Source organism: Streptomyces sp. NPDC000348 (assembly GCF_042898795.1).
In the GTDB taxonomy this organism is placed as follows: domain Bacteria; phylum Actinomycetota; class Actinomycetes; order Streptomycetales; family Streptomycetaceae; genus Streptomyces.
Window position 1 is genome coordinate 642,259 of the sequence record NZ_JBIAZD010000001.1, and the last position, 19,852, is coordinate 662,110.

Below are 19,852 nucleotides of genomic sequence, written 5' to 3' on the forward strand. Positions count from 1 at the left end.
CCGGTGTCCGCGCCGGCCGGGGGCGGGCCCGGGAGCACCACGCGTGGCCCGCCGGAGCGATGAGGCGTGCGGCTCCGCCGCGGGACCTCGCCCCGGGCAGGTGACCGGACGGCAGGGGACAGCGGCCCGGTCACCCGGAGGGCGGCCGGTCCCGGGGACGCCCGGGACCGGCCGGCGGGAACCCGCCGTACGCCTCAGGTGCGGGGGACGACGCCGCAGCCCGCGTCGTCCTCCGCCGGCGGCCGTCCCGGCGGCCTGCGCCTCGTCCATGGCCCACAGCCGCTCGGCCACCATGCGCGCCCGCGCCGACGGCTCCTTGGAGGCGGAGGCACGGATGTCGCGCTCACCGTCCCGGACGGACCTCTCCCAGACGTCATCGGGAAGGAACGAGGACTCCGGGCCACGCTCTTCGGACGTGCGTTCGGTCACGGAGTCGAGGGCCTCCTCCCGGCGGCGGTCGTGGGCGGCCGAGCGTACGCCGCCGACGATCACCCCCCACCTGTGATCCACCTCACATAAGAATTCCGTGAGGGCCGGGACAACCATCCACGGGGCTGGTTGATCGAACTCACTGCATCCTCACGGACCGCAGCCGTGACGCCCCACCCGGAGGCGTCTCCCACCCCGTACCGCGCCCGAGCGGTACACCGGATTCACCGAGGTCTTCATGAAGCTTCGCCGTGCCATGGCCACGGCGGCCGCGACGGCCGTCATAGCGCCGCTGGCCCTGCTCTCGGCCCCGGCTGCGTTCGCGTCCGACGAGACGCCGACCGGCCCGGCGGCCGAGCAGAGCACCGCGGCCGAGACCCCGGACACCGGCGCGACGGACACCGGCTCCCCCACCGACGCCACGAGCAGCCCGGCCGAGCAGAACCCGAGCAGCCCGGCCGAGCAGGACCCGAGCAGCCCCGCCACCGACGAGGCGAGCACCCCGGCCGGGGAGGACACCACCCCCTTGTCCGGTGCGAGCGCGTCGGCCACGGCCACGGGCTCGCCGACCGGCACCCCGTCGCCCAGCGGGAGCGCGCCCGCGGAGGACGACGTCGAGCTGTGCACCGACGACGAGGGCAACAGCACGGCCGAGCTCAGCGCCGACCTGCGCAGCGGTCTGTCGGGGCTGCCCGAGACGATCGTCGCCGGCAGCGGCTGGACGGCGTTCTCGTTCGACGTGTCCAACCGCGGCGACGACGAGATCGAGGACATCAAGCCGCTGATCGGCGTCGCGGCCCTCGGCTGGGACGAGAAGGACTACTCCGGGCGGATCACGGTCCAGGTCTTCGACAGGGCCGCCGGAACGTGGAACACCCTCGCGGACGCCGCCGGTGAGGGCGGCACGTTCGCCGCGTTCTCGCTCGGTGCCGGCCAGTCGGTCTCGTACCAGCTGCGGCTGAGCGTCAGCGGTACGGTGCCCGACGCGCTCGGCATCACCGGCGGTTTCGCCGAGTACGCGGACGACGAGGGCTGCTGGGTGGCCGACGACTCCGACGGCTGGATCTACTTCTTCGACATCCTGGCCGCCGGCTCCGACCCCGGTGAGCCGAACGACGCCGAGCCGCAGACCGGCGGCAAGGTCGCGCTCGACGAGGTGAAGGCCGTCGAGGTCACCGGCAGCCTCGCCGAGACCGGTTCGAGCTCCGCCCTTCCGGTGATCGGCCTGGTCGGCGGCGCCGCCGTCGTGGTCGGCGCCGGTGCGGTGTTCGTGGTGCGCCGGCGCAAGACCGGTCCGGAGGCGTAACGCCACCCGGCCGCACCCCGTGCGGCACCACCCGGACAAGGGAAAAGGACCTGAGCTCGGAGGGGGGCACAGGTCCTTTTCCCTTTACTTCTTCGGCGGCACCGCCGGCATCCCCAGGAACGGCAGCCGCAGCGCGCCGAACGCCTCCGCCGGGACCGCCGGGGACTTCGGCTCGACCGGCTCCAGGCGCCGGTACGCCTCCCCCTGCGCGGGGCGCGGATCGGTCTCGCCCTTGTTGGGCCAGTACGACATCGCCCGCTCGGCCTGCGCCGTGATGGTCAGGGAGGGGTTGACGCCCAGGTTCGCCGAGACCGCCGCCCCGTCCACGACCGAGATGCCGGGGTGGCCGTAGAGACGGTGGTACGGGTCGATCACACCGGTCTCGCGGGAGGCGCCGATCGGGCAGCCGCCCAGGAAGTGGGCGGTCAGCGGCATCCCCGTCAGCTCGCCGACGTTGGAGCCGGCGAAGCCGTTGATCTCGGCCGCCAGCGCCGACGCGCCGTCCGTGGCCGCCTTGATCTGCTTGGGGTTGGGGGCGCCGTGCCCCTGTCGGGCGGTGAGCAGCCCGCGGCCGGCCCCGGACGGCTTGAGGTACGTCGTGAGGGAGTTGTCCAGCGACTGCATCACCAGGCCGATGATGGTCCGCTCCGACCAGCGCCGGTTGGACAGCGAACGCATGAGCAGCCAGGGGTGCCTCGCCGCGTTGCCCAGCCAGCCGAGCACCCGGGCGGCGCCCGAGCCGCCGCCCGCGTACGGCACCTGGAGGATGGACAGCCCGCCCATCGCGTTGGAGCCGCGGCCGTAGCGGACCGGCTCGATGTGGGTGTTCTCGTCCGGGTGGATCGACGAGGTGATGGCCACCCCGCGGGTGAAGTCGGCCTTCGGCGCGCCGGTGGCCCTGCGGTAGCGGCGGTCGTCGGTCTGCGCGCCGACGAGGGCCTCGGAGTTGGTGCGGGTCAGCTCGCCCAGCCTGTCCGAGAGGTACGGCAGCCGGCCGCCCGCCTTCATCCGGTGCAGCAGCGTCTGGGTGCCGTAGGTGCCGGCCGCCAGCACCACCCGGCGGGCGCGGAAGGTGCGTCCCTTCCCCTTGCGGCGGTCGTCGGTCGGGAGCGTGGCGACGGCGAACCCGCCCCGCGAGTCCTCCGTGACCGACACGGCCGTCGTCATGGGGTGCACGACCGCGCCCGCCTTCTCGGCGAGGTGGAGGTAGTTCTCGTTGAGGGTGTTCTTCGCCCCGTGCCGGCAGCCGGTCATGCACTCGCCGCACTCGGCACAGGCCCGGCGGGACGGCCCCGCACCGCCGAAGTACGGGTCGGGCACCTCCTGCCCCGGCTCCGCCCTCGTCTTCCCGTCGGCGTCCTCGCCGTCGCCGAAGAAGACGCCGACCGGGGCCATGTGGAAGCTCTCGCCCACGCCCATCCGCTCGGCCACCGCCTTCAGGTGCACGTCCGACGGGGTCGTCGTCGGGTTGAGCCGTACGCCGAGCATGCGCCTGGCCTGGTCGTAGTACGGGTCCAGCTCCTCCTGCCAGTCGGTGATGTGCCCCCACTGCGGGTCCTCGAAGAACGGCTTCGGCGGTACGTAGAGGGTGTTGGCGTAGTTGAGCGAGCCGCCGCCGACGCCCGCGCCGGCCAGCACCATGACGTTGCCGAGCAGGTGGATGCGCTGGATGCCGTACATGCCGAGCCTCGGCGCCCAGAGGTAGTTCTTCAGGTCCCAGGAGTTCCTGGGCAGGGTTTCGCGGGTGAAGCGGCGGCCGGCTTCGAGGACGCCGACGGTGTATCCCTTCTCCGTCAGGCGGAGGGCGGTCACGGAGCCGCCGAAGCCGGAGCCGACGACGAGGACGTCGTAGTCATAAGCGTCTTGAGGCACGGGGTCTCCTCGTTGAGTTCACGTGCGGGTCGTAGGTGGTTTCTCACGCTCGCGCGGCGGGGCCGCATACCGGTGCGGCCCCGCGCCCCCGCGGCTGGTCATCTGAACCGGAGCGCCTTCATGAGGCGGAGACCGGTGCTCATGAACCGGGCGTACGCCTCGTCGTCCATGCCGAGCGAAGGGGCCATCGGGAGCAGCCGCTGGTGGGCGACGGTCTGGGCCTCGGTGTACTTGAGGATGCCCTCGGAGCCGTGCCGGCGGCCGAGCCCGGAGTCCTTCATGCCGCCCATCGGCGACTGGACGCTGCCGTACGCGGGCGCGTACCCCTCGTTGATGTTCACCGTGCCGGTGCGCAGCCGGGCGGCGACCTCGCGGCCGCGCCGGGCGTTCCCGGTCCAGACGGAGGAGTTCAGGCCGTACGGGGTGGAGTTGGCGCGTTCGACCGCCTCGTCGTCGGAGGAGAAGCGGTAGACGGAGACGACCGGGCCGAAGGTCTCCTCGGAGCAGACGCTCATCGGGGCCTCGACGCCGTCGAGGATGGTCGGCTCGTAGAAGTAGGGGCCGATGTCCGGGCGGGCCGTGCCGCCCGCGATCACCTTGGCGCCCTTGGCGACGGCGTCGTCGACGTGCCGGGTGACGGCGGCCAGCTGGCGTTCGCCGACCAGCGAGCCCATGTCGGCGCCGTAGGCGAGGGAGGTGCCGAGGCGGATCGCCCTGGTGCGGGCGGCGAAGCGCTCCAGGAAGGCGTCCGCGACCGACTCGTGGACGTACAGCCGCTCGATGGAGATGCACAGCTGGCCGGCGGAGGAGAAGCAGGCGCGGACGGCGCCCGCGGCGGCCCTGTCGAGGTCGGCGTCCTCCAGCACCAGCATGGCGTTCTTGCCGCCGAGTTCGAGGGAGACGCCGACCAGGCGGTCGGCGGCGCCCCGGGCGACCTCGCGGCCGGTGCGGGTGGAGCCGGTGAAGGAGACGTAGTCGGCGTGCCGGACCACCTCGGGGCCCACGACCGGGCCCTCGCCGAGGACGACCTGGAAGACGTCGGCGGGCAGTCCGGCCTCGATCAGCAGGTCACGGGCCCACAGCGCGGTGAGGCAGGTCTCCGTGTCGGGCTTCATCACGACCGCGTTGCCCGCGACGAACGCCGGGAGGGCGTCGCCGACGGAGAGTTCGAGGGGGTAGTTCCAGGGCGCGATCTGGCCCACCACACCGCGCGGGTGGCGCAGTTCGGTGACCTTGGTGAGGGCCGGCAGGGCGCCCGCGTGCCGCTTGGGCCGCAGGTACGCGGCGGCCCGGCGGCCGTAGTGGCGGGCGGCGACGGCGACGGCCTGCACCTCCTCGTGGGCGTGCAGCCGCGCCTTGCCGGTCTCCAGCTGGATCAGGTCGAGCACCTCGGCCTGGCGGCTCAGCACCAGGTCGTGGAAGCGCAGCAGGACGGCGGCGCGCTCCCGGACCGGAATCCGCGCCCAGACGGCCTGGGCGGCGCGGGCCGCCTCGAAGGCCTTCTCGACGTCCTCGGGCGTCGACTCGGGCAGGTCGGCCAGCTTCTCGCCGGTGAACGGCGTGTGGTTGGCGGTCCGGCCGGAGCCGGCCACGCCCTTGGTGAGCCGGGCGACCAGCTCCGGCGTGACCACGTCGGCGGCGGTGCGGGCACCCGCCGGCGCGGGGGCGAGGGGGTTGGTGCCGGTCTTTTCCCGGGTCTGCGCGTCCGTCATGAGCCGCAGGGTATGCCCGGGGGAACACTTTGTGTACCCGTCGGTAACGGATTCCCCCGCCGCTCGCCCATCGCGCCAGTGGGCACTGGCAACAAAGCCCCTGATCAGCGCGTTGGCGGAGATCGTCCCGCTCAGAGCCGGTGGATGTCCCAGGAGTCGACGACCGTGCGGGCGATCTCCCGGCCGTCCTCGGCGAAGTAGCCCTTGCCCGGGTACACGATCCAGAGCCGGTACATGTCACCGTCCTCGTTCCGGTAGTACACGACCTGTGCCTCGCGCACCAGCGCCGGATCGGTCGTCGTCGTGTAGACGATGGTGTTCGTGGCCGCCTCGCGGTCCCGGTACGTGGTCTCGCGCGGTCTGCCCTTCGGGGCCGGGGTGTCGGCGATGTCCCAGCCGTACTCGCCGTCCCTGAGCTCCTCCCAGTGGGCGAACGCCCGTTCCGGGGCCGAGGCCTCGATCTCGCCGTTCTCGTCCTCGGCCTTGATGTCGCGGTCGACCTCGACCCGCACCAGCCCGCTCGGGTCGGTGAAGGAGGCGACGGTCCCGTCCGAGTCCTCGGCCTGCTCGTCCTCCACGAAGTCCGCCGGCACCGCGACGGCGGCGCCCACCCTGGCCGGGAGCTCGTGCCGCTTCCAGCCGTCCGGCAGCGGCCCCGCGAACGGGTCCGCGACCACCAGGTACGCGGCCACCGCTCCCGCGACGACCGCCGCGCCCAGCACCGTCAGCGTCCTGCGGCCGATCCGGACGCCCTTGCCGCCGGGTTCTCCGTCGGGGAACCGAACGCCCTGCGTGGGCCGGGGGGCGGGCGGGTTCGCGGCCGTTTCCAGTGCGGCGCGGACCCGGGCGGCGTCCGGACGGCGCGCCGGGTCCTTCTGCAGCAGCCCGGTGATGACCTCGGCCAGCGGGCCCCGCGCGGCGGCGGGCGGCGCCGGCGTGGCGTTGAGGACCGCCTGGAGGGTGGCGGGGGTGTTGCTGCGGCGGAACGGCGAGACGCCCTCCGTCGCCGCGTAGAGCACCACGCCGAGCGACCACAGGTCGGAGGCGGGGCCGGGGCGCCGGCCCAGCACCCGTTCCGGGGCGATGTACTCGGGCGAACCGACGAAGCCACCGGTGTCGGTCAGATCGGTCTCGCCCTCGATCCGGGCGATGCCGAAGTCGGTGAGGACGACCCGGTCGTGCCGGCCGAGCAGGACGTTGTCCGGTTTGACGTCGCGGTGCAGGATGCCCGCCGCGTGGGCGTCCTCCAGCGCGCCGAGCACCTCCAGGCCGATCCTGGCCGCCTCGCGCGCGGACAGGGTGCCCTCGTCCTGCAGCACGGCGCCCAGGGAACGGCCCCGGACCAGTTCCATCACGATCCACGGCCGGCCGTCGACCACCGCGACGTCATGGACGTCGACCACCGCGGGATGGTCGAGCCGGGCGGCGGCGCGGGCCTCACGGCGCATCCGCTCGAAGGCGTTGGAGCGTTCGCGTTCGGGAAGGTGGTCCGGGACGCGGGGCTCCTTGACGGCGACCTCGCGGTCCACGGTCTCGTCCTTGGCCCGCCACACCGTGCCCATGCCGCCGTGTCCGAGCCTGGCGAGCAGCCGGTAGCGGCCGGCGATCAGCCGGCCGGCGCCGGGGTCGGACGCGGGTTCCGGGGGCGGCGGCTGGTGCCGCGTCCGGTCCGGCGAACGGTCGTGCGTCCGCGGCGGAACCACCTGGGTCGGTACCGCGTACGGGTTGCCGGGGTGCGGCACGGCCGTGGGCGGGTTCGGGTTCGGCGGTCGCAGACCAAAACTGGTTGGCTCGTCGGCCCCGTGGCGGGCTCCCCCGTCGCTGCTCATGGTCCATCCCTATCGCGCCGGGCCCCCGGGGATCCACCACGGATGCCGACCGGTCACAGACCCGTGACCCGGACGGGAACTCAGCTCCCCTCCACGGGACCCTCCGGCCGGACCGGGGAACCGGTCGGCGTGGGACCGTCCGAGGGACCCGGGGAACCGGACGGCGACTGGCTCGCGGGTGTCTCCGGCGCCGTGCTCGTCGGCGTACCGCCCCCGTCGCCGCCCCGGTCCTGCATGAGCAGCGCCGCCGTGGACACCCCCGCTCCCGCCATCGCGGCGACCGCCAGCGCCGCGACGAGCGCGCCCCTCGTGGGCTGCCGCCGGACCGGACGCGCCCCGGTGCCCCCTCCCGTCTCCTCCCGCCGCACCGGGGGCCGCCGGCGGGGCGCGCCCCGGTGCGGGGGCAGCAGTCCGGGGGGCGCCGACTCCGGCGTGCGGCCCGTCTCCCGGAACGCCCGCAGCATCCGCTCGGCCCGGTCCGCGTCCAGCCGGCGGTCGGGATCGCGCTCCAGCAGGCCGCGCACCACGGGAAGGATCGGTCCCGCTTCGGCGGGCGGGCGGATCTCGTCGACCACGACGGCGTGCAGGACCCCGCCGAGGGAGTCCCGCCGGAACGGCGACTCGCCGCTGAGCGCCGTGCACAGCAGCGCGCCCAGCGACCACAGGTCGGACTCCGGTCCCGTCCTGGCGCCGGACATCCGCTCGGGGGCGGTGTACTCGGGCGAGCCGACGAAGGAGCCGGTCTCGGTGAGCGTGGTGGAGCCCGACAGCCGGGCGATGCCGAAGTCGGTGAGGACGACCCGGCCGGTGCCGTTCTCCAGCAGGACGTTGGCGGGCTTGAGGTCGCGGTGCAGCACACCGGCCGTGTGGGCGGCGCGCAGCGCGCCGAGCAGGGCGATGCCGATCCGCGCGGCCTCCGCGGCGTCGACCGGGCCCTGCTCGGCGACCCGGTCGGCGAGGGACGGGCCGTCGATCAGCTCCAGGACGATGTACGGGCGTTCGTCGTCCTCGACGACGTCGTGGACGACGATGATGTGCGGATGGCTCAACTGCGCCAGGGCGCGCGCCTCGCGCAGGGTGCGGTCCCGGTGGCGCCGGGCGTCCGCCGCCGAGAGCGTCTCGTCCAGGGGGAGCTCCTTGACGGCGACACCCCGTCCGAGCAGTTGGTCGGTTGCCCGCCAGACCACACCCATGCCGCCACGCCCGAGCCTCGCCTCCACCCGGTAACGGCCAGCGATGACACGGCCGTTGGTCCTCGCGGTCGCGTTCTCGGCCTCCCCGTCGGTCCCCATGGGCCCATCATGCCCCACCGGATGTGTCCCCTCCGGTACGGCGATTCGGCCAAGCGGCGCGCGTCCGCCCCCGCCACCGGCGTCAGGGCTCGCGCCACCCCTTCAGCACCGTCTCGAACTGCCCGCTGGTCGTGGCCCAGTCCTCGACCGGCCCGGACATGTAGAGGGCGTACTCGACGCCGTTCCGCGAGAGGTACATCTGGTCGACCGCCCGGCGCGGCCCCGGGAAGTCGGTGTCCTTGGCCAGCGCGGTCCAGCCGTACTCCAGCCGGGCGCTCTCGCGGTCCCGGTAGACGCGGCGGTCCAGAACGATCCGCTCGTAGCCGACCAGGCGCTGCCCTATCTGCTGGTCCAGATCGCGCAGGTGCTCGTACGGGTCGTCGAAGTCGGGCGAGTCGTCGACGGCGATGCGGATGAAGTGCTCGCCGCCGTCGGGCGTGTAGTCGACCTGCCGGGTCGCCTCGTCGAAGACCACGCGCTCCCAGTCGTCGCCGGGCAGGGCGATGCTGAAGCCGTAGGGGTCGCTGCGGCGGACCCAACCCTCCGGGAGGCCTCCCGGCGACTCGGTCTCCCCCGCCTCGGTGGGGCCGGGCGTGGAGGTAGAGGTGGCCGTCGGGGACGGTCCGGCCGTGGTGCCGCCCCGGTCGCCCTGCTGGAGCAGCACCGCGGTTCCCCCGCCGATGATCGCCGCCAGGGCGACGACCAGGGCGACCACCCGTCCGCGCACCCGTCGGCGGGGGGCCGCGGCGGGGGGCCCGTACGACTGCTGGACGGCCGTGGGACCGCCCTGCGGGTGCTGCGGGTACGACGAGGGGTGCGGGACCTGCGGAACCGCCTCCGGCCTGGTCTCGTACGGCAGGGGCACGTGGGCGTCGACGGCCCGGGTCGGCACGTACTCCTGCGCCGCGGGCGGCCGGCGTCCCTCGGCGGCCTCGGCGAGCATCTGCTCGGCCCGGTCCGCGTCGGGGCGGGTGGCCGGATCCTTGTGCAGGAGTGCGCTGATGACGGGCGCGAGCGGGCCGGCGTGCCGGGGCTCCTCGGCCTCCTCCTCGACGACCGCCTGCATGGTGGTCAGCGGTGAGGTACGGCGGAACGGCGATCTGCCCTCCACCGCCGTGTACAGCGTCGCGCCGAGCGCCCACAGGTCGGAGGAGGGGCCGGGGTCGTGGCCGCGGACCCGCTCGGGCGCGAGGTAGTCGACCGAACCGACGACCTCACCGGTGCGGGTGATGGCCGTGTCGCCGTCGATCTGCGCGATGCCGAAGTCGGTGAGCAGCACCCGGCCGTCCCGGGCGAGGAGCACGTTGCCGGGCTTGACGTCGCGGTGCAGCACGCCGGCGGTGTGCGCGGCGCGCAGTGCGCGCAGCACCCACAGGCCGATGCGCGTTGCCTCGCGGGGGTCGACGCGCTCCCGTTCCTTCACCGCGTCGGCCAGCGAATGGCCCTCGACCAGCTCCATCACGATCCACGGCCGGCCGTCGTGCTCCAGCACGTCGTGCACCGTGACGACGGCGGAGTGGTTGATCCGCGCGGCCGCCCGCGCCTCCGCGCGGGTGCGTGCCAGCAGCATGGCCTGTTCGCTGTCGGAGACGTAGAGCGCCGCGGTCAGTTCCTTGATGGCGACGGCCCGGTGCAGCACCTCGTCGTGGGCGCGCCACACCCGGCCCATGCCACCGCTCCCGATGGATTCGCCGAGCCGGTAGCGGCCCGCGACGAGCGAGCCCTGCATCTGATTCACGTTGCCCCGCAATGGTCTTGACAGGGTCAGCGTAAGTATCCCGGCCCCTCCTGGGAACCGAGGGGGTGCCATGGAGACCGCACTGTGACAGTTGTCGCTGTATGGGGTGGGAGGCAACCAAAATCCCCGTGACTGCGTGGAGTCGGTGGTTCAGCCGGTGAACCGGTAGGTCGCCGCCGCCTGCTCGTAGAGCCGTGTCACCTCGTCCCGTTCGGCCTCCGGCCCGCGTACCTGCACCACGTGGTAGCGGCCGTCGATCAGCGCCGCGAGGTTGCGGATGTACAGCTCGCCGCCGTCGCCGGTCCAGGTGAACTGGCCCTCGGCCATGGTCCGCCCGCCCACCTCGATGGTCTTCAGACCGGTGGAGGTGGCCCAGCTGGAGTCGCGGTAGGGCTGGAGTTCGCGCTCGTCGTCCCGCTGGTAGGCCATGGGGTCGCTGCCGTACCTCTGCGCGCTGTCCCGGCCCGGTACGACGATGAGCTCGAAGTCGCCGCTCGCGTAGACGACCTGGCCGCTGCCGTTCTTCGCGGTGCGCTGCCAGCCCTCGGCGACGGCGACCCGGAAGCCCTCCGGGTCCTTGGCCAGGATGAAGCCGTCGGCGACCTCGGGGCCGGTGGTCTGCGTCTCGGTGGAGGCCGCCGACTCCCCGGGGCCGTCCTGCGAACTTCCCTCCGGATCGGGTGAGTTCTTCCCGCCGTCCGGCTCCCCGCCGGCCTCCGGCGGGCTCGGTGCGGGGCTCACCTCACCGGCGGCTCCGGTGCGGTCGGCCGAACCCGACACATCCTCACCGGACTTCGGCATGAACAGCATGGCGTACGTGATCGCCGCCGCCATGGCGAGCAGCACCAGCAGAAGCAGGGTCCGGCCGAGCCGGCGCGGGGAACCGGCGTCCTGTCTGGCCCGCTTGTGCCGCCCGTGGTGCGCGGGGAGCCCGGCGCGGCGCCTGCGCACCAGCTCGCCCCGGCGCCGTATGACGGGCAGCCGGCTCGTGTCCACGGGGGGAGCCGCTATGACGTGCACACCCGCCTCGGGCTCGGGCGCCGACCTCACCAGCGAACGCAGCCAGCCGCGCAGCTCCTCGAAGTCGAGCCGCTCGGTGGGGTCCTGACGCAGCAGCGACTCCACGACCGGCCGCAGCGGCCCGCACTCCTCGGCGAACGCGGGCGGCTCGGCGCACACCATCTGCACCAGCTCGGCCGTCGACTCCTCCGGGTAGGGCGCGTGTCCCTGGACGGCCCGGAACAGCAGGGAGCCCAGCGCCCAGAGGTCGGTGGCGGGGCCGATCGGGGCGGCGAGCTGCCAGTTCTCGTGCACGGGGCCGGCCTGCTCCGGCGCCCACCGCTCGGTCACGGGGCCGATGACGGCCATGCGCGCCTGCCGCGCCCGCTCGGCGGCCAGCGCGGTGGCCGGGCCGCGGCGCGCGGGGGCGTGTGCCGCCAGGTCGTCCCAGCGTGCGGGCGGGGCGGCGGCGGCCGCCGGCTCGAGGGCGGTGGGGGCCTCGGATGTGCCGGGGGCGGTGCGTCCGCTGCCGCCGCCCGTGCGGGGCCCGGCCCCGTACCGGCCGGTGGCGCCCACACCGTAGGGGTCGGCTATCTGTCCCGGCGGGACCGCGGCGGCGGCCGTGCCCTCGTCCTCGTCGTCGGGCCGGGTGACGTACGGCGGCTGCGCGGAGCCGTCGCCGGGCCGGGGGGCGGGGGCCGGGTGGCCGTCCTCGGGGGCGGGCCGGGCGCCGGGCAGGGCGGCACGGCCGTTCTGCTGGGCCTCCTGCACCCGGGCCGCGGCGCGGGTGCCCGCCCGGTACGCGGCGATCGCCCCCGCGCGGGCCGCCCGCACGTCGCCCGCGCTGTCGAGGGCCTTGGGGGCCGCCACGGGCGAGAGACCGCCCGCCGTGTCCGCCCCGCCGCCGGACATCCGGCCGGCCCGTGCCTCGATGGCGGCCCGGCGCGCGGCATCGGGGTCGGGGTCGGGGCCGGCGGTGAACCCGGGCGGCCAGGACGGGCCGCGCCCGGCTTCCGGCGTGCCCGCGGACGGCACCGGCCCCAGGGCCTCGAGCGTCCCCGCCGCCTCCCCCGGCTCCTCGTCCGGAGGGGGCACCGGGTCGTACCCGCACAGCGCCTCCTCCGCCGCACCGACCGCGAGACCGGTCAGCATCACCCGGCCGTCGTCGCAGACGAGCACCGTGCGCGCGGTGATGTTGCGGTGCACCCAGCCGTGGGAGTGCAGTACCCGCAGCGCGGTCAGGACGTCGGAGGCGACCTCCGCCGCCCGGTACGGGGACAGCGGCTTCTCGGCGAGCAGGGCGGCGAGCGGACGCGCGGGCACGAGTTCACTGACTATCCACAGCGAACCGCCCTCCGCGAACACGTCGAAGACCTGGTCCAGGCGCGGGTGGTCGGGGATGGCGGCCGCCGCCTGCGCGGCCTCGACCGCGCGCCGCACGACCGGGTCGGCGGGCCGCCGCGTGCCCCCGCGCGCGGGCCCGCCCCGCCGCGCACCCCCGTCACGGGCGGTGAAACCGTCGGGCAGCCCTTCCGCGTCCAGCACCTCGGCCTCGACGACCTCCGGCAACGGGACCTGCCGGACCAGGACTTCCTGCCCGCTGTAGGTGTCGAAGGCGCGGGTCTCGGTCAGTTCGTACTCGTCGGAGGGCGGCAGCGGCAGGCGGTAGCGGTCGGCGAGAACCCGTCCCGCGTAGTCGTCCACGTTGCCTCCCCCGGCACTACGGTCGATCGGTTCCGTTCACCCGGCGGGCCGTTCCGGCTGCGTACGGTCCGCAGGCATTCACGATACGTGCCGGAGGCGACCCGCAGAGCGGGGATGCCACATCTGACTCCCCATTCCGCGGGCCGGTCATGCTCAGGACTTCGGCTGGAACGTTTCGGTCAGCGTCCGCCAGGTGTCCTTGCGCTGATCGCTGCCCCAGTCGGCGGCCTTGGCGGTGTACATCAGCCCGTACCCGAGCCGGTCGCCGACGACGGTCCCCCGGTCGATGGAACGGTACTTGGTCCCGCTCTCCACATAGGTGAACTCCCAGTCGGCCGTGTTCCAGCCGCGGTATTCCACCGCCTCGATGCGGATGCGCTGGTACTGGGCGCGCACCATGGCCCGTTCCTGGTTCTTCCAGTCCGCGACCGGGTCGTCCTTCGGCGTGGTCGTCCAGCCGATGAGCAGCTTCTGCCCGTTCGGCCCGGTGAACCGGTCCCCGGCGGTACCCGTCGACCGGTACTTCCACCCCTCGGGCAGCCCGATCGAGTACCCCTGGTTCCCGCGGTACGTCTCCGCCGCCGGTGTACCGCCGCCGTCCGCTTCCTCTTCCTCGGCTTCGTCCTCGTCCTCGTCCTCGGTCCCGGACGATCCGCCGGCGCCGGCGGTGGCGGTCGCCGAACCCTCTCCCGCTCCCGTGTCCGCCGACTCGGTCGCCGTGCCGTCGGTGCGGGTGCCGTCGCTCTCGTCGCCCTTGGTGTCGGCACTCGGGGTGCCGCCGGCGACGGTCCCGCCACTGCCCCCGGTTCCCTTGTCGCCCTCGTCGCCGCCGAGCGTGAGGGCCAGCACGGTGCCGATCACGGCGAGCACCACGACCACCACGATGATGACCAGGGTCCGCCGCGGCACCACATCGGTGAGCGGAGCCCGCGGCACGGCCCTCGCCGGCAGATCCGGCGGCGTCATCACCGGCCAGCCCGAACTACGGCCACCGGCGGCCGGCTTCTGCCCCGCGGCGCCCTGCGCACCCGAGCCGAACGCCTGGGCCGGCTTCGCGGCGGGGGCGGAGGGCGATGCCACGCCGGGGCGCGCCCCGGAGGCACCCGCCTGCGTGCCCCTGGTTCCCGCGGCCGGTTCGGCGCCGCCGCTGCCGGACTTGGCGCGGGCCGCCGCGGCGGCACCGGCCGAGCCGGCCGCCACCGCCGCCTTCCGCACGGAACGCAACGCGCCCCGCAGCTTCTCCCCGGCCTCCTCGCCGCGCCTGCCTCCGGCGTCCGGCTGCTCGGGCAGCGGCACGACCTTCGTCGCGTCCGCCGGTTCCCCGGCCTCCTTGGGCGCGGGCGCGTTGATGACCGCGTTCAGCATGGCCCGGGCGCCGCTGTCGTCGAGCCGCTGGGCGGGGTCCTTGGTGAGCAGCCCGTAGATGACGTCCCTGAGCGGTCCCGCGTTCTTCGGCTCCTCGAGCGGCTCGGTCATCACCGCCGTGAGCGTCGCGATCGCGGACCCCTTGTCGTACGGCGGAGTGCCCTCCACCGCCGCGTACAGCAGCCCGCCGAGCGACCACAGGTCGGCCGCCGGCCCCGGCTTGTGCCCGCGGGCGCGCTCCGGGGAGATGTAGGAGGGGGCGCCGACCAGCATGCCGGTCGAGGTGATGGACGGATCGCCCTCGACCTGGGCGATGCCGAAGTCCGTGAGCACGACCCGGCCGTCCTCGGCGATCAGCACGTTCGACGGCTTCACGTCACGGTGCAGGATGCCCTCGCGGTGCGCGGAGCGCAGGACGTCCAGGATGGCGAGGCCGACCTCCGCCGCGCGCCGCGGCTCCAGCAGGCCGTCCTCCCGGATGGCCTCGGCGAGCGACTTGCCCTCGACGAGTTCCATCACGATCCAGGGCCGGTCGTCCTCCTCGACCACGTCGAAGACGGTCACGGCGCTGTTGTTGCGGATCCGCGCGATCGCCTTGGCCTCGCGCAGGGTCCGTGTGATCAGCCGCCGCTTCTCCTCCTCGTCGATGTTCGACGGGAAGCGGAGCTCCTTGACGGCGACGGTCCGCCCCAGGGTCTCGTCCTGGGCCCGCCACACCGTGCCCATGCCGCCGCGGCCGAGCACGTCTCCCAGCCGGTACCGCCCGGCGAGGAGACGTGCGCTCTTGTCCTGACGGGATGTCCCCGCCCGCTCCGCCTCCGACATGCGTCCCCTCATGCAACCCGCCCTGACAGAGCCTTCATTGTCCCTCACCCGACAAGTGGTCGACGCCCAGGGTGCCTCTGGCCGCTCACCGGGCCCCTCGCGCACGGCACCCGGGTGACGGACGCCTTCCCCTGACCTGCATGATGGGCCTCCGACATGGGAGGAGCCGGGATGCCGCCGCTTCGGACGCTACTGGCCGTTCCCGTGTCCCTGGCCCTGCTCCTCCTGGCCTCGACCGCCTGTCCGGCCGGGGCCGTCCCGCCCACGGACACGCTCCTTCCGCTCCTGGTCACGCGGGGCGGCGCCCCCGCCGCGGCCCTGCTGGCCCTGGAGGAGACCGGCGCCCGCTACACCGCCGCCGGTGAGGGTATCGAGCGCGCCGACCACTTCCGCGCCGGCAGCATCACCAAGACGTTCGTCGCCACGGTCGTCCTGCAACTCGCCGACGAGGGCCGCCTGTCGCTGTCCGACACCGTGGAGGAGCATCTGCCCGGCCTGGTGCGGGGAGCGGGCAACGACGGCCGCGCGCTGACCCTGCGTTCCCTGCTCACCCACACCAGCGGCCTCCACGACTTCTCCACCGACACACGGGGCACCGTACCGGTCACTCCCCTTCAGGCCGTACGCATCGCGCTCACCCACCCCCCGGCCGGCCCTGGCCGCTTCTCCTACTCCAACACCAACTACGTCCTGCTCGGCCTGGTCGTCGAACAGGTCACCGGCCGCCCGTACGCCGCCGAGGCCGAACGCCGCGTCATCGCTCCACTGCGCCTGAGGAACACCTCCTTCCCCGGTTCCCGGACCTCTCTGCCCTCGCCGCACGGCCGCTCCTACACGGTCGACGGAACCGACGTCACCCGGCTCGACCCGCGGGTGGCCGGCGCCGCGGGCGAGTTGGTGACCACGCTCGCCGACCTGGACCGCTTCTACGGGGCCCTGCTCGGCGGTGAACTGCTGCCCCCGCGCCGGCTGCGCGAGATGCTCGACACCCGCACCGCACACGGCTCGTACGGCATGGGCCTGTTTCCCGTGACGCTTCCGTGCGGCATCACGGTGTGGGGGCACAACGGACGCATCTCCGGCAGCTACGTGCGCGCCGCGGCCACGGTCGACGGCCGGCGTGTCCTCACCTTCCGCGTGAACACGGATTCGATAGCGGATCCCGGTCTCGAACCCGCGGTGCTCGCGGCCGAGTTCTGCCCTCGCACTTCCTGAACGGACGGGTTCCGAACGAAGATCCCGGATCCCGCCACCCGTTCGAGTGATTCAGGCCGGTGGCCCGCGACGCGACCACCACTACGGCGGCTACAACGGCACGATGTCCGGCGCCCCCAGCCGCGCCGCGTCGGCCGTCAGGTCGTCGGGCTGCCGCTGCGACTCCCGCTCGGCCTCCACCCGCTTCTCGTAGTGCTCCACCTCGCGCTCGACCTGGTCCCTGTCCCAGCCCAGCACCGGCGCCATCAGCTCGGCGGCCTCGCGGGCGCTGCGCGTCCCCCGGTCGAACGTCTCGATCGAGATGCGGGTGCGCCGGGTCAGCACGTCGTCCAGATGCCGTGCGCCCTCGTGCGAGGCGGCGTAGGCGATCTCGGCACGCAGATAGTCGTCGGCCGCCCGGAGCGGCTCGCCCAGCGAGGGGTCCGCGGCGATGAGGTCCAGGACCTCCTCCGCCAACGCGCCGTACCGCTGCAGCAGGTGCTCCACCCGTGCCGTGTGCAGCCCCGTGCGCGCGGCTGTCCGCGCACGCGCGTTCCACAGCGCGTGGTAGCCCTCGGCGCCCACCAGCGGCGTCTCCTCGGTCACGCACTCGGCGACGCGCACATCGAGTCCGTGCACCGCCGCGTCCACCGCGTCCTTGGCCATGACCCGGTACGTCGTGTACTTGCCGCCCGCCACCACGACGAGCCCGGGCACGGGATGCGCCACGGTGTGCTCCCGGGACAGCTTGCTCGTGGCGTCCGACTCACCGGCGAGCAGTGGCCGCAGACCGGCGTACACGCCCTCCACGTCGTCCCGCGTCAGCGGCACCGCGAGCACCGAGTTCACGTGTTCCAGCAGGTAGTCGATGTCCGCGCTGGACGCGGCCGGGTGCGCCTTGTCGAGGTCCCAGTCGGTGTCCGTGGTGCCCACGATCCAGTGCCGGCCCCAGGGTATGACGAACAGCACGGACTTCTCGGTGCGCAGGATGAGCCCGGACGTGGAGTGGATGCGGTCCTTGGGGACGACCAGGTGGATGCCCTTTGAGGCCCGCACGTGGAACTGGCCGCGTTCGCCGACCATCGCCTGCGTGTCGTCGGTCCACACCCCGGTGGCGTTGACGACCTGCTTGGCGCGGACCTCGTACTCGCCACCGCCGTCGACGTCCTGCACCCGGGCGCCCACGACGCGTTCGCCCTCGCGCAGGAATCCCGTGACCCGCGCACGGTTGGCGGCTTTCGCCCCGTACGCCGCCGCCGTGCGCACCAGCGTCGCCACGAACCGGGCGTCGTCCACCTGGGCGTCGTAGTACTGGAGGGCTCCGACCAGCGCGTCCTTCTTCAAGCAGGGTGCCACCCGCAAGGCGTGACGGCGGGTCAGGTGACGGTGCGTGCGCAGGCCGCGCCCGTGCGCCCGGGCCGTCGCCATGGTGTCGTACAGCGCGACACCCGCTCCGGCGTACCACCGCTCCCAGCCCTTGTGCTGCAGTGGGTACAGGAACGGAACCGGGCGCACCAGATGCGGAGCGAGCCTTTCCAGCAGCAGGCCGCGCTCCTTCAACGCCTCCCGGACGAGCACGAAGTCGAGCATCTCCAGGTAGCGCAGGCCACCGTGGATCAGTTTGCTGGACCGGCTGGACGTGCCCGACGCCCAGTCGCGCGCCTCGACCAGGCCCGTGGACAGACCGCGCGTCGCGGCGTCGAGGGCCGTACCCGCACCGACCACGCCGCCGCCCACCACCAGCACGTCCAGCTCGTGCTCGGCCATGGACGCGAGTGCTCCGGCACGCTGCTCCGGCCCCAGTGTCGCTGTCCTCACCGCTGCCTCCCGCTCATCGGTCGCATCGGCCGCACCCGTCGGGCGAAGCCCGGTCCCCCACCCTCATGCCCAGATTCTGACCGGCTTGCCCGACTTCAGCCACCACGGCCCCCAGCCTGTGGACAACCCGGCGGAACGACTCACCGAAACTCGGCCGACCAATCCCACATATCGGTCATATTTACTCCTAGTCTGACATTGCGCGCGCCTGCCCGGTCCACAGGGCTTGCGCACCTGTCGCACTCCGGTTATTGGGAAGGACGGCCCACGCCATGCCCGCAGATCTCGCCGTCATCGGACTCGGCCCGTACGGCCTGCCCCTGGCCCAGGCCGCCGTCGCCGCCGGCATCTCCACCATCGGTTACCGGACCGGTCCCGAGGAGGGCTCCCTCAGCGCCGCCGAACAGCGCCGCATGCTCGCGCAGGGTTTCCGGACGACCGCCAACGCCGCCGAGCTCGGCCGGGTGCGCACCGCGGTCATCTGCGCACCGACGCCGCGCGGCGCGGACGGCGGCCTGAACCTGGGCCAGGTGGAGACGGCCGCCCGCACCCTCGCCGCGCGGCTGCGCCCGCACACCACGGTGATCCTCGAGTCCCCCGTGCCCCCGGGGACGACGGAGGGACCCCTGCTGCGCCTGCTCGAGTCGGTGTCGGGTCTGCGCGCGGGACACGATTTCCACCTCGCCTACTCCCCCAGCCGGGTCGACCCGGGCAACCGCGACCACACCCCCGCCAACACCCCCAAGGTCATCGGCGGCCTCTCCCCCGCCTGCACCGAGTCGGCCGCCGCCTTCTACGGACGCATCACCGACAAGGTCGTACGCGCGCGCGGCCTGCGCGAGGCGGAGACCGTGCAGCTCCTGGAGACCAACTTCCGGCACGTCAACATCGCCCTCGTCAACGAGATGGCGACCCTCTGCCACGACCTGGGCATCGACCTGTGGGACGTCCTGCGCTGCGCGGAGACCAAACCCTTCGGCTTCCAGGCGTTCCGCCCCGGCCCCGGCGTCGGCGGCCACGCCGTCCCCCAGGACCTGACCGCCCACGCGGGCCGCACCCTGCGCATGGCGGAACTCGCCCAGGAGGTCAACGGCCGCATGCCGCGCTACGTCGTGCAGCGCGCCGCCGCCCTCCTGAACGAGCACGGCAAGTCCGCGCGCGGCGCGCGGGTGCTCCTCCTCGGCGTCACCTACAAGCCCGACCTCGCCGACCAGCAGAGCTCCCCGGCCCAGGAGATCGCCGTCCGGCTGATGGAGCTGGGCGCCTCCGTCAGCTACCACGACCCGCACGTACCGTCCTGGAACGTCCTCGACCGGCCCGTCCCCCGCGCGGACTCCCTCTACGAGGCCGCCGCCGACGCCGACCTGACGATCCTGCTCCAGCAGCACCGCACGTACGACCTCCAGGGCCTGTCGGTGAAGGCCCAGCTGCTGCTGGACACGCGGGGGGCCACTCCCACGGGGGCGGCGCACCGGTTGTGAGAGGGGGCGCGCGGGTGCCGCCCGTGCCACGGGGGTTGGTGGTGGGCGGGGCGCCCCGCGGGTACGGTAGAAAACAGGTGGAGCCCACCGCAGAGGGCACTGCGGCAGGCTCCTGAGATGTGAACGGAGTGTCCACCCCCATTTCTCCTAGGGGTGGCCGCTCACTTCCCGTAAATCCACAAGATGCACCTCCTCCGGAACTTCACCATCCGCAGACGGATACGGTCCCAGGCGGTGTGCTTGCGGTGACGGCCCATGGCGCGCCCCCTGAGCACCACGCGCGCCCCC

At 73.7% G+C, this 19,852-nt stretch carries 12 protein-coding genes; 4 read left to right on the forward strand and 8 right to left on the reverse strand.

Features of this window, described 5'->3' with window-relative positions; all coding sequences use genetic code 11:
- Positions 1–667: 667 nt before the first annotated feature.
- Positions 668–1,735: an LAETG motif-containing sortase-dependent surface protein gene (locus ACFY3N_RS02985; RefSeq protein ID WP_390814884.1), complete on the forward strand. Its 1,068-nt coding sequence runs from the start codon at positions 668–670 to the stop codon at positions 1,733–1,735.
- An 84-nt stretch (positions 1,736–1,819) separates the two neighbouring features.
- Here ACFY3N_RS02985 and ACFY3N_RS02990 read toward each other — a convergent pair whose 3' ends face one another.
- Complete coding sequence (locus ACFY3N_RS02990) at positions 1,820–3,547, reverse strand: GMC oxidoreductase (protein ID WP_390815031.1); 1,728 nt, start codon at positions 3,545–3,547, stop codon at positions 1,820–1,822.
- On the opposite strand from ACFY3N_RS02990, the gene ACFY3N_RS02995 reads away from it, so the two are divergent.
- Positions 3,517–3,642 carry a 50S ribosomal protein L32 gene (locus ACFY3N_RS02995; RefSeq protein WP_390815032.1) on the forward strand — a complete coding sequence of 42 codons (126 nt, stop codon included), beginning with the start codon at positions 3,517–3,519 and terminating at the stop codon, positions 3,640–3,642. The genes ACFY3N_RS02990 and ACFY3N_RS02995 overlap by 31 nt on opposite strands.
- Positions 3,643–3,705: 63 nt before the next feature.
- On the opposite strand, the gene ACFY3N_RS03000 is transcribed toward ACFY3N_RS02995, so the two are convergent.
- The 6 genes from ACFY3N_RS03000 to ACFY3N_RS03025 all read right to left on the reverse strand — a co-directional run bounded on the left by ACFY3N_RS03000 (position 3,706) and on the right by ACFY3N_RS03025 (position 15,071).
- A complete protein-coding gene (locus ACFY3N_RS03000) occupies positions 3,706–5,319 on the reverse strand; it encodes a succinic semialdehyde dehydrogenase (RefSeq protein ID WP_390814885.1) in 1,614 nt (537 codons plus the stop codon).
- Between the two features lie 131 nt (positions 5,320–5,450).
- Positions 5,451–7,148, reverse strand: a complete 1,698-nt coding sequence (locus tag ACFY3N_RS03005) for a serine/threonine-protein kinase (RefSeq protein WP_390814886.1) — start codon at positions 7,146–7,148, stop codon at positions 5,451–5,453.
- A gap of 80 nt (positions 7,149–7,228) precedes the next feature.
- Positions 7,229–8,440, reverse strand: a complete 1,212-nt coding sequence (locus tag ACFY3N_RS03010) for a serine/threonine-protein kinase (RefSeq protein WP_390814887.1) — start codon at positions 8,438–8,440, stop codon at positions 7,229–7,231.
- Positions 8,441–8,522: 82 nt separating this feature from the next.
- Complete coding sequence (locus tag ACFY3N_RS03015) at positions 8,523–10,169, reverse strand: serine/threonine-protein kinase (protein WP_390814888.1); 1,647 nt, start codon at positions 10,167–10,169, stop codon at positions 8,523–8,525.
- 159 nt (positions 10,170–10,328) lie between these two features.
- Positions 10,329–12,881, reverse strand: coding sequence for a protein kinase (locus ACFY3N_RS03020; RefSeq protein WP_390814889.1), 2,553 nt, complete (start codon positions 12,879–12,881; stop codon positions 10,329–10,331).
- A 153-nt stretch (positions 12,882–13,034) separates the two neighbouring features.
- Entirely contained in the window at positions 13,035–15,071 is a 2,037-nt protein-coding gene (locus ACFY3N_RS03025; protein WP_390814890.1) for a protein kinase, read from the reverse strand.
- Between the two features lie 171 nt (positions 15,072–15,242).
- Here ACFY3N_RS03025 and ACFY3N_RS03030 point away from each other — a divergent pair, with 171 nt between their 5' ends.
- Positions 15,243–16,286 (forward strand): serine hydrolase domain-containing protein, encoded by a 1,044-nt coding sequence (locus tag ACFY3N_RS03030; RefSeq protein ID WP_390814891.1) that lies wholly within the window; start codon positions 15,243–15,245, stop codon positions 16,284–16,286.
- Positions 16,287–16,376: 90 nt separating this feature from the next.
- Here ACFY3N_RS03030 and ACFY3N_RS03035 read toward each other — a convergent pair whose 3' ends face one another.
- The gene (locus ACFY3N_RS03035; RefSeq protein ID WP_390814892.1) at positions 16,377–18,083 is read right to left on the reverse strand and encodes a glycerol-3-phosphate dehydrogenase/oxidase; all 1,707 of its coding nucleotides are present in this window, start codon (positions 18,081–18,083) and stop codon (positions 16,377–16,379) included.
- Between the two features lie 272 nt (positions 18,084–18,355).
- Between ACFY3N_RS03035 and ACFY3N_RS03040 the strand changes: the two genes are divergently transcribed.
- A complete protein-coding gene (locus tag ACFY3N_RS03040; protein WP_390814893.1) occupies positions 18,356–19,564 on the forward strand; it encodes a nucleotide sugar dehydrogenase in 1,209 nt (402 codons plus the stop codon).
- Positions 19,565–19,852: the final 288 nt, after the last annotated feature.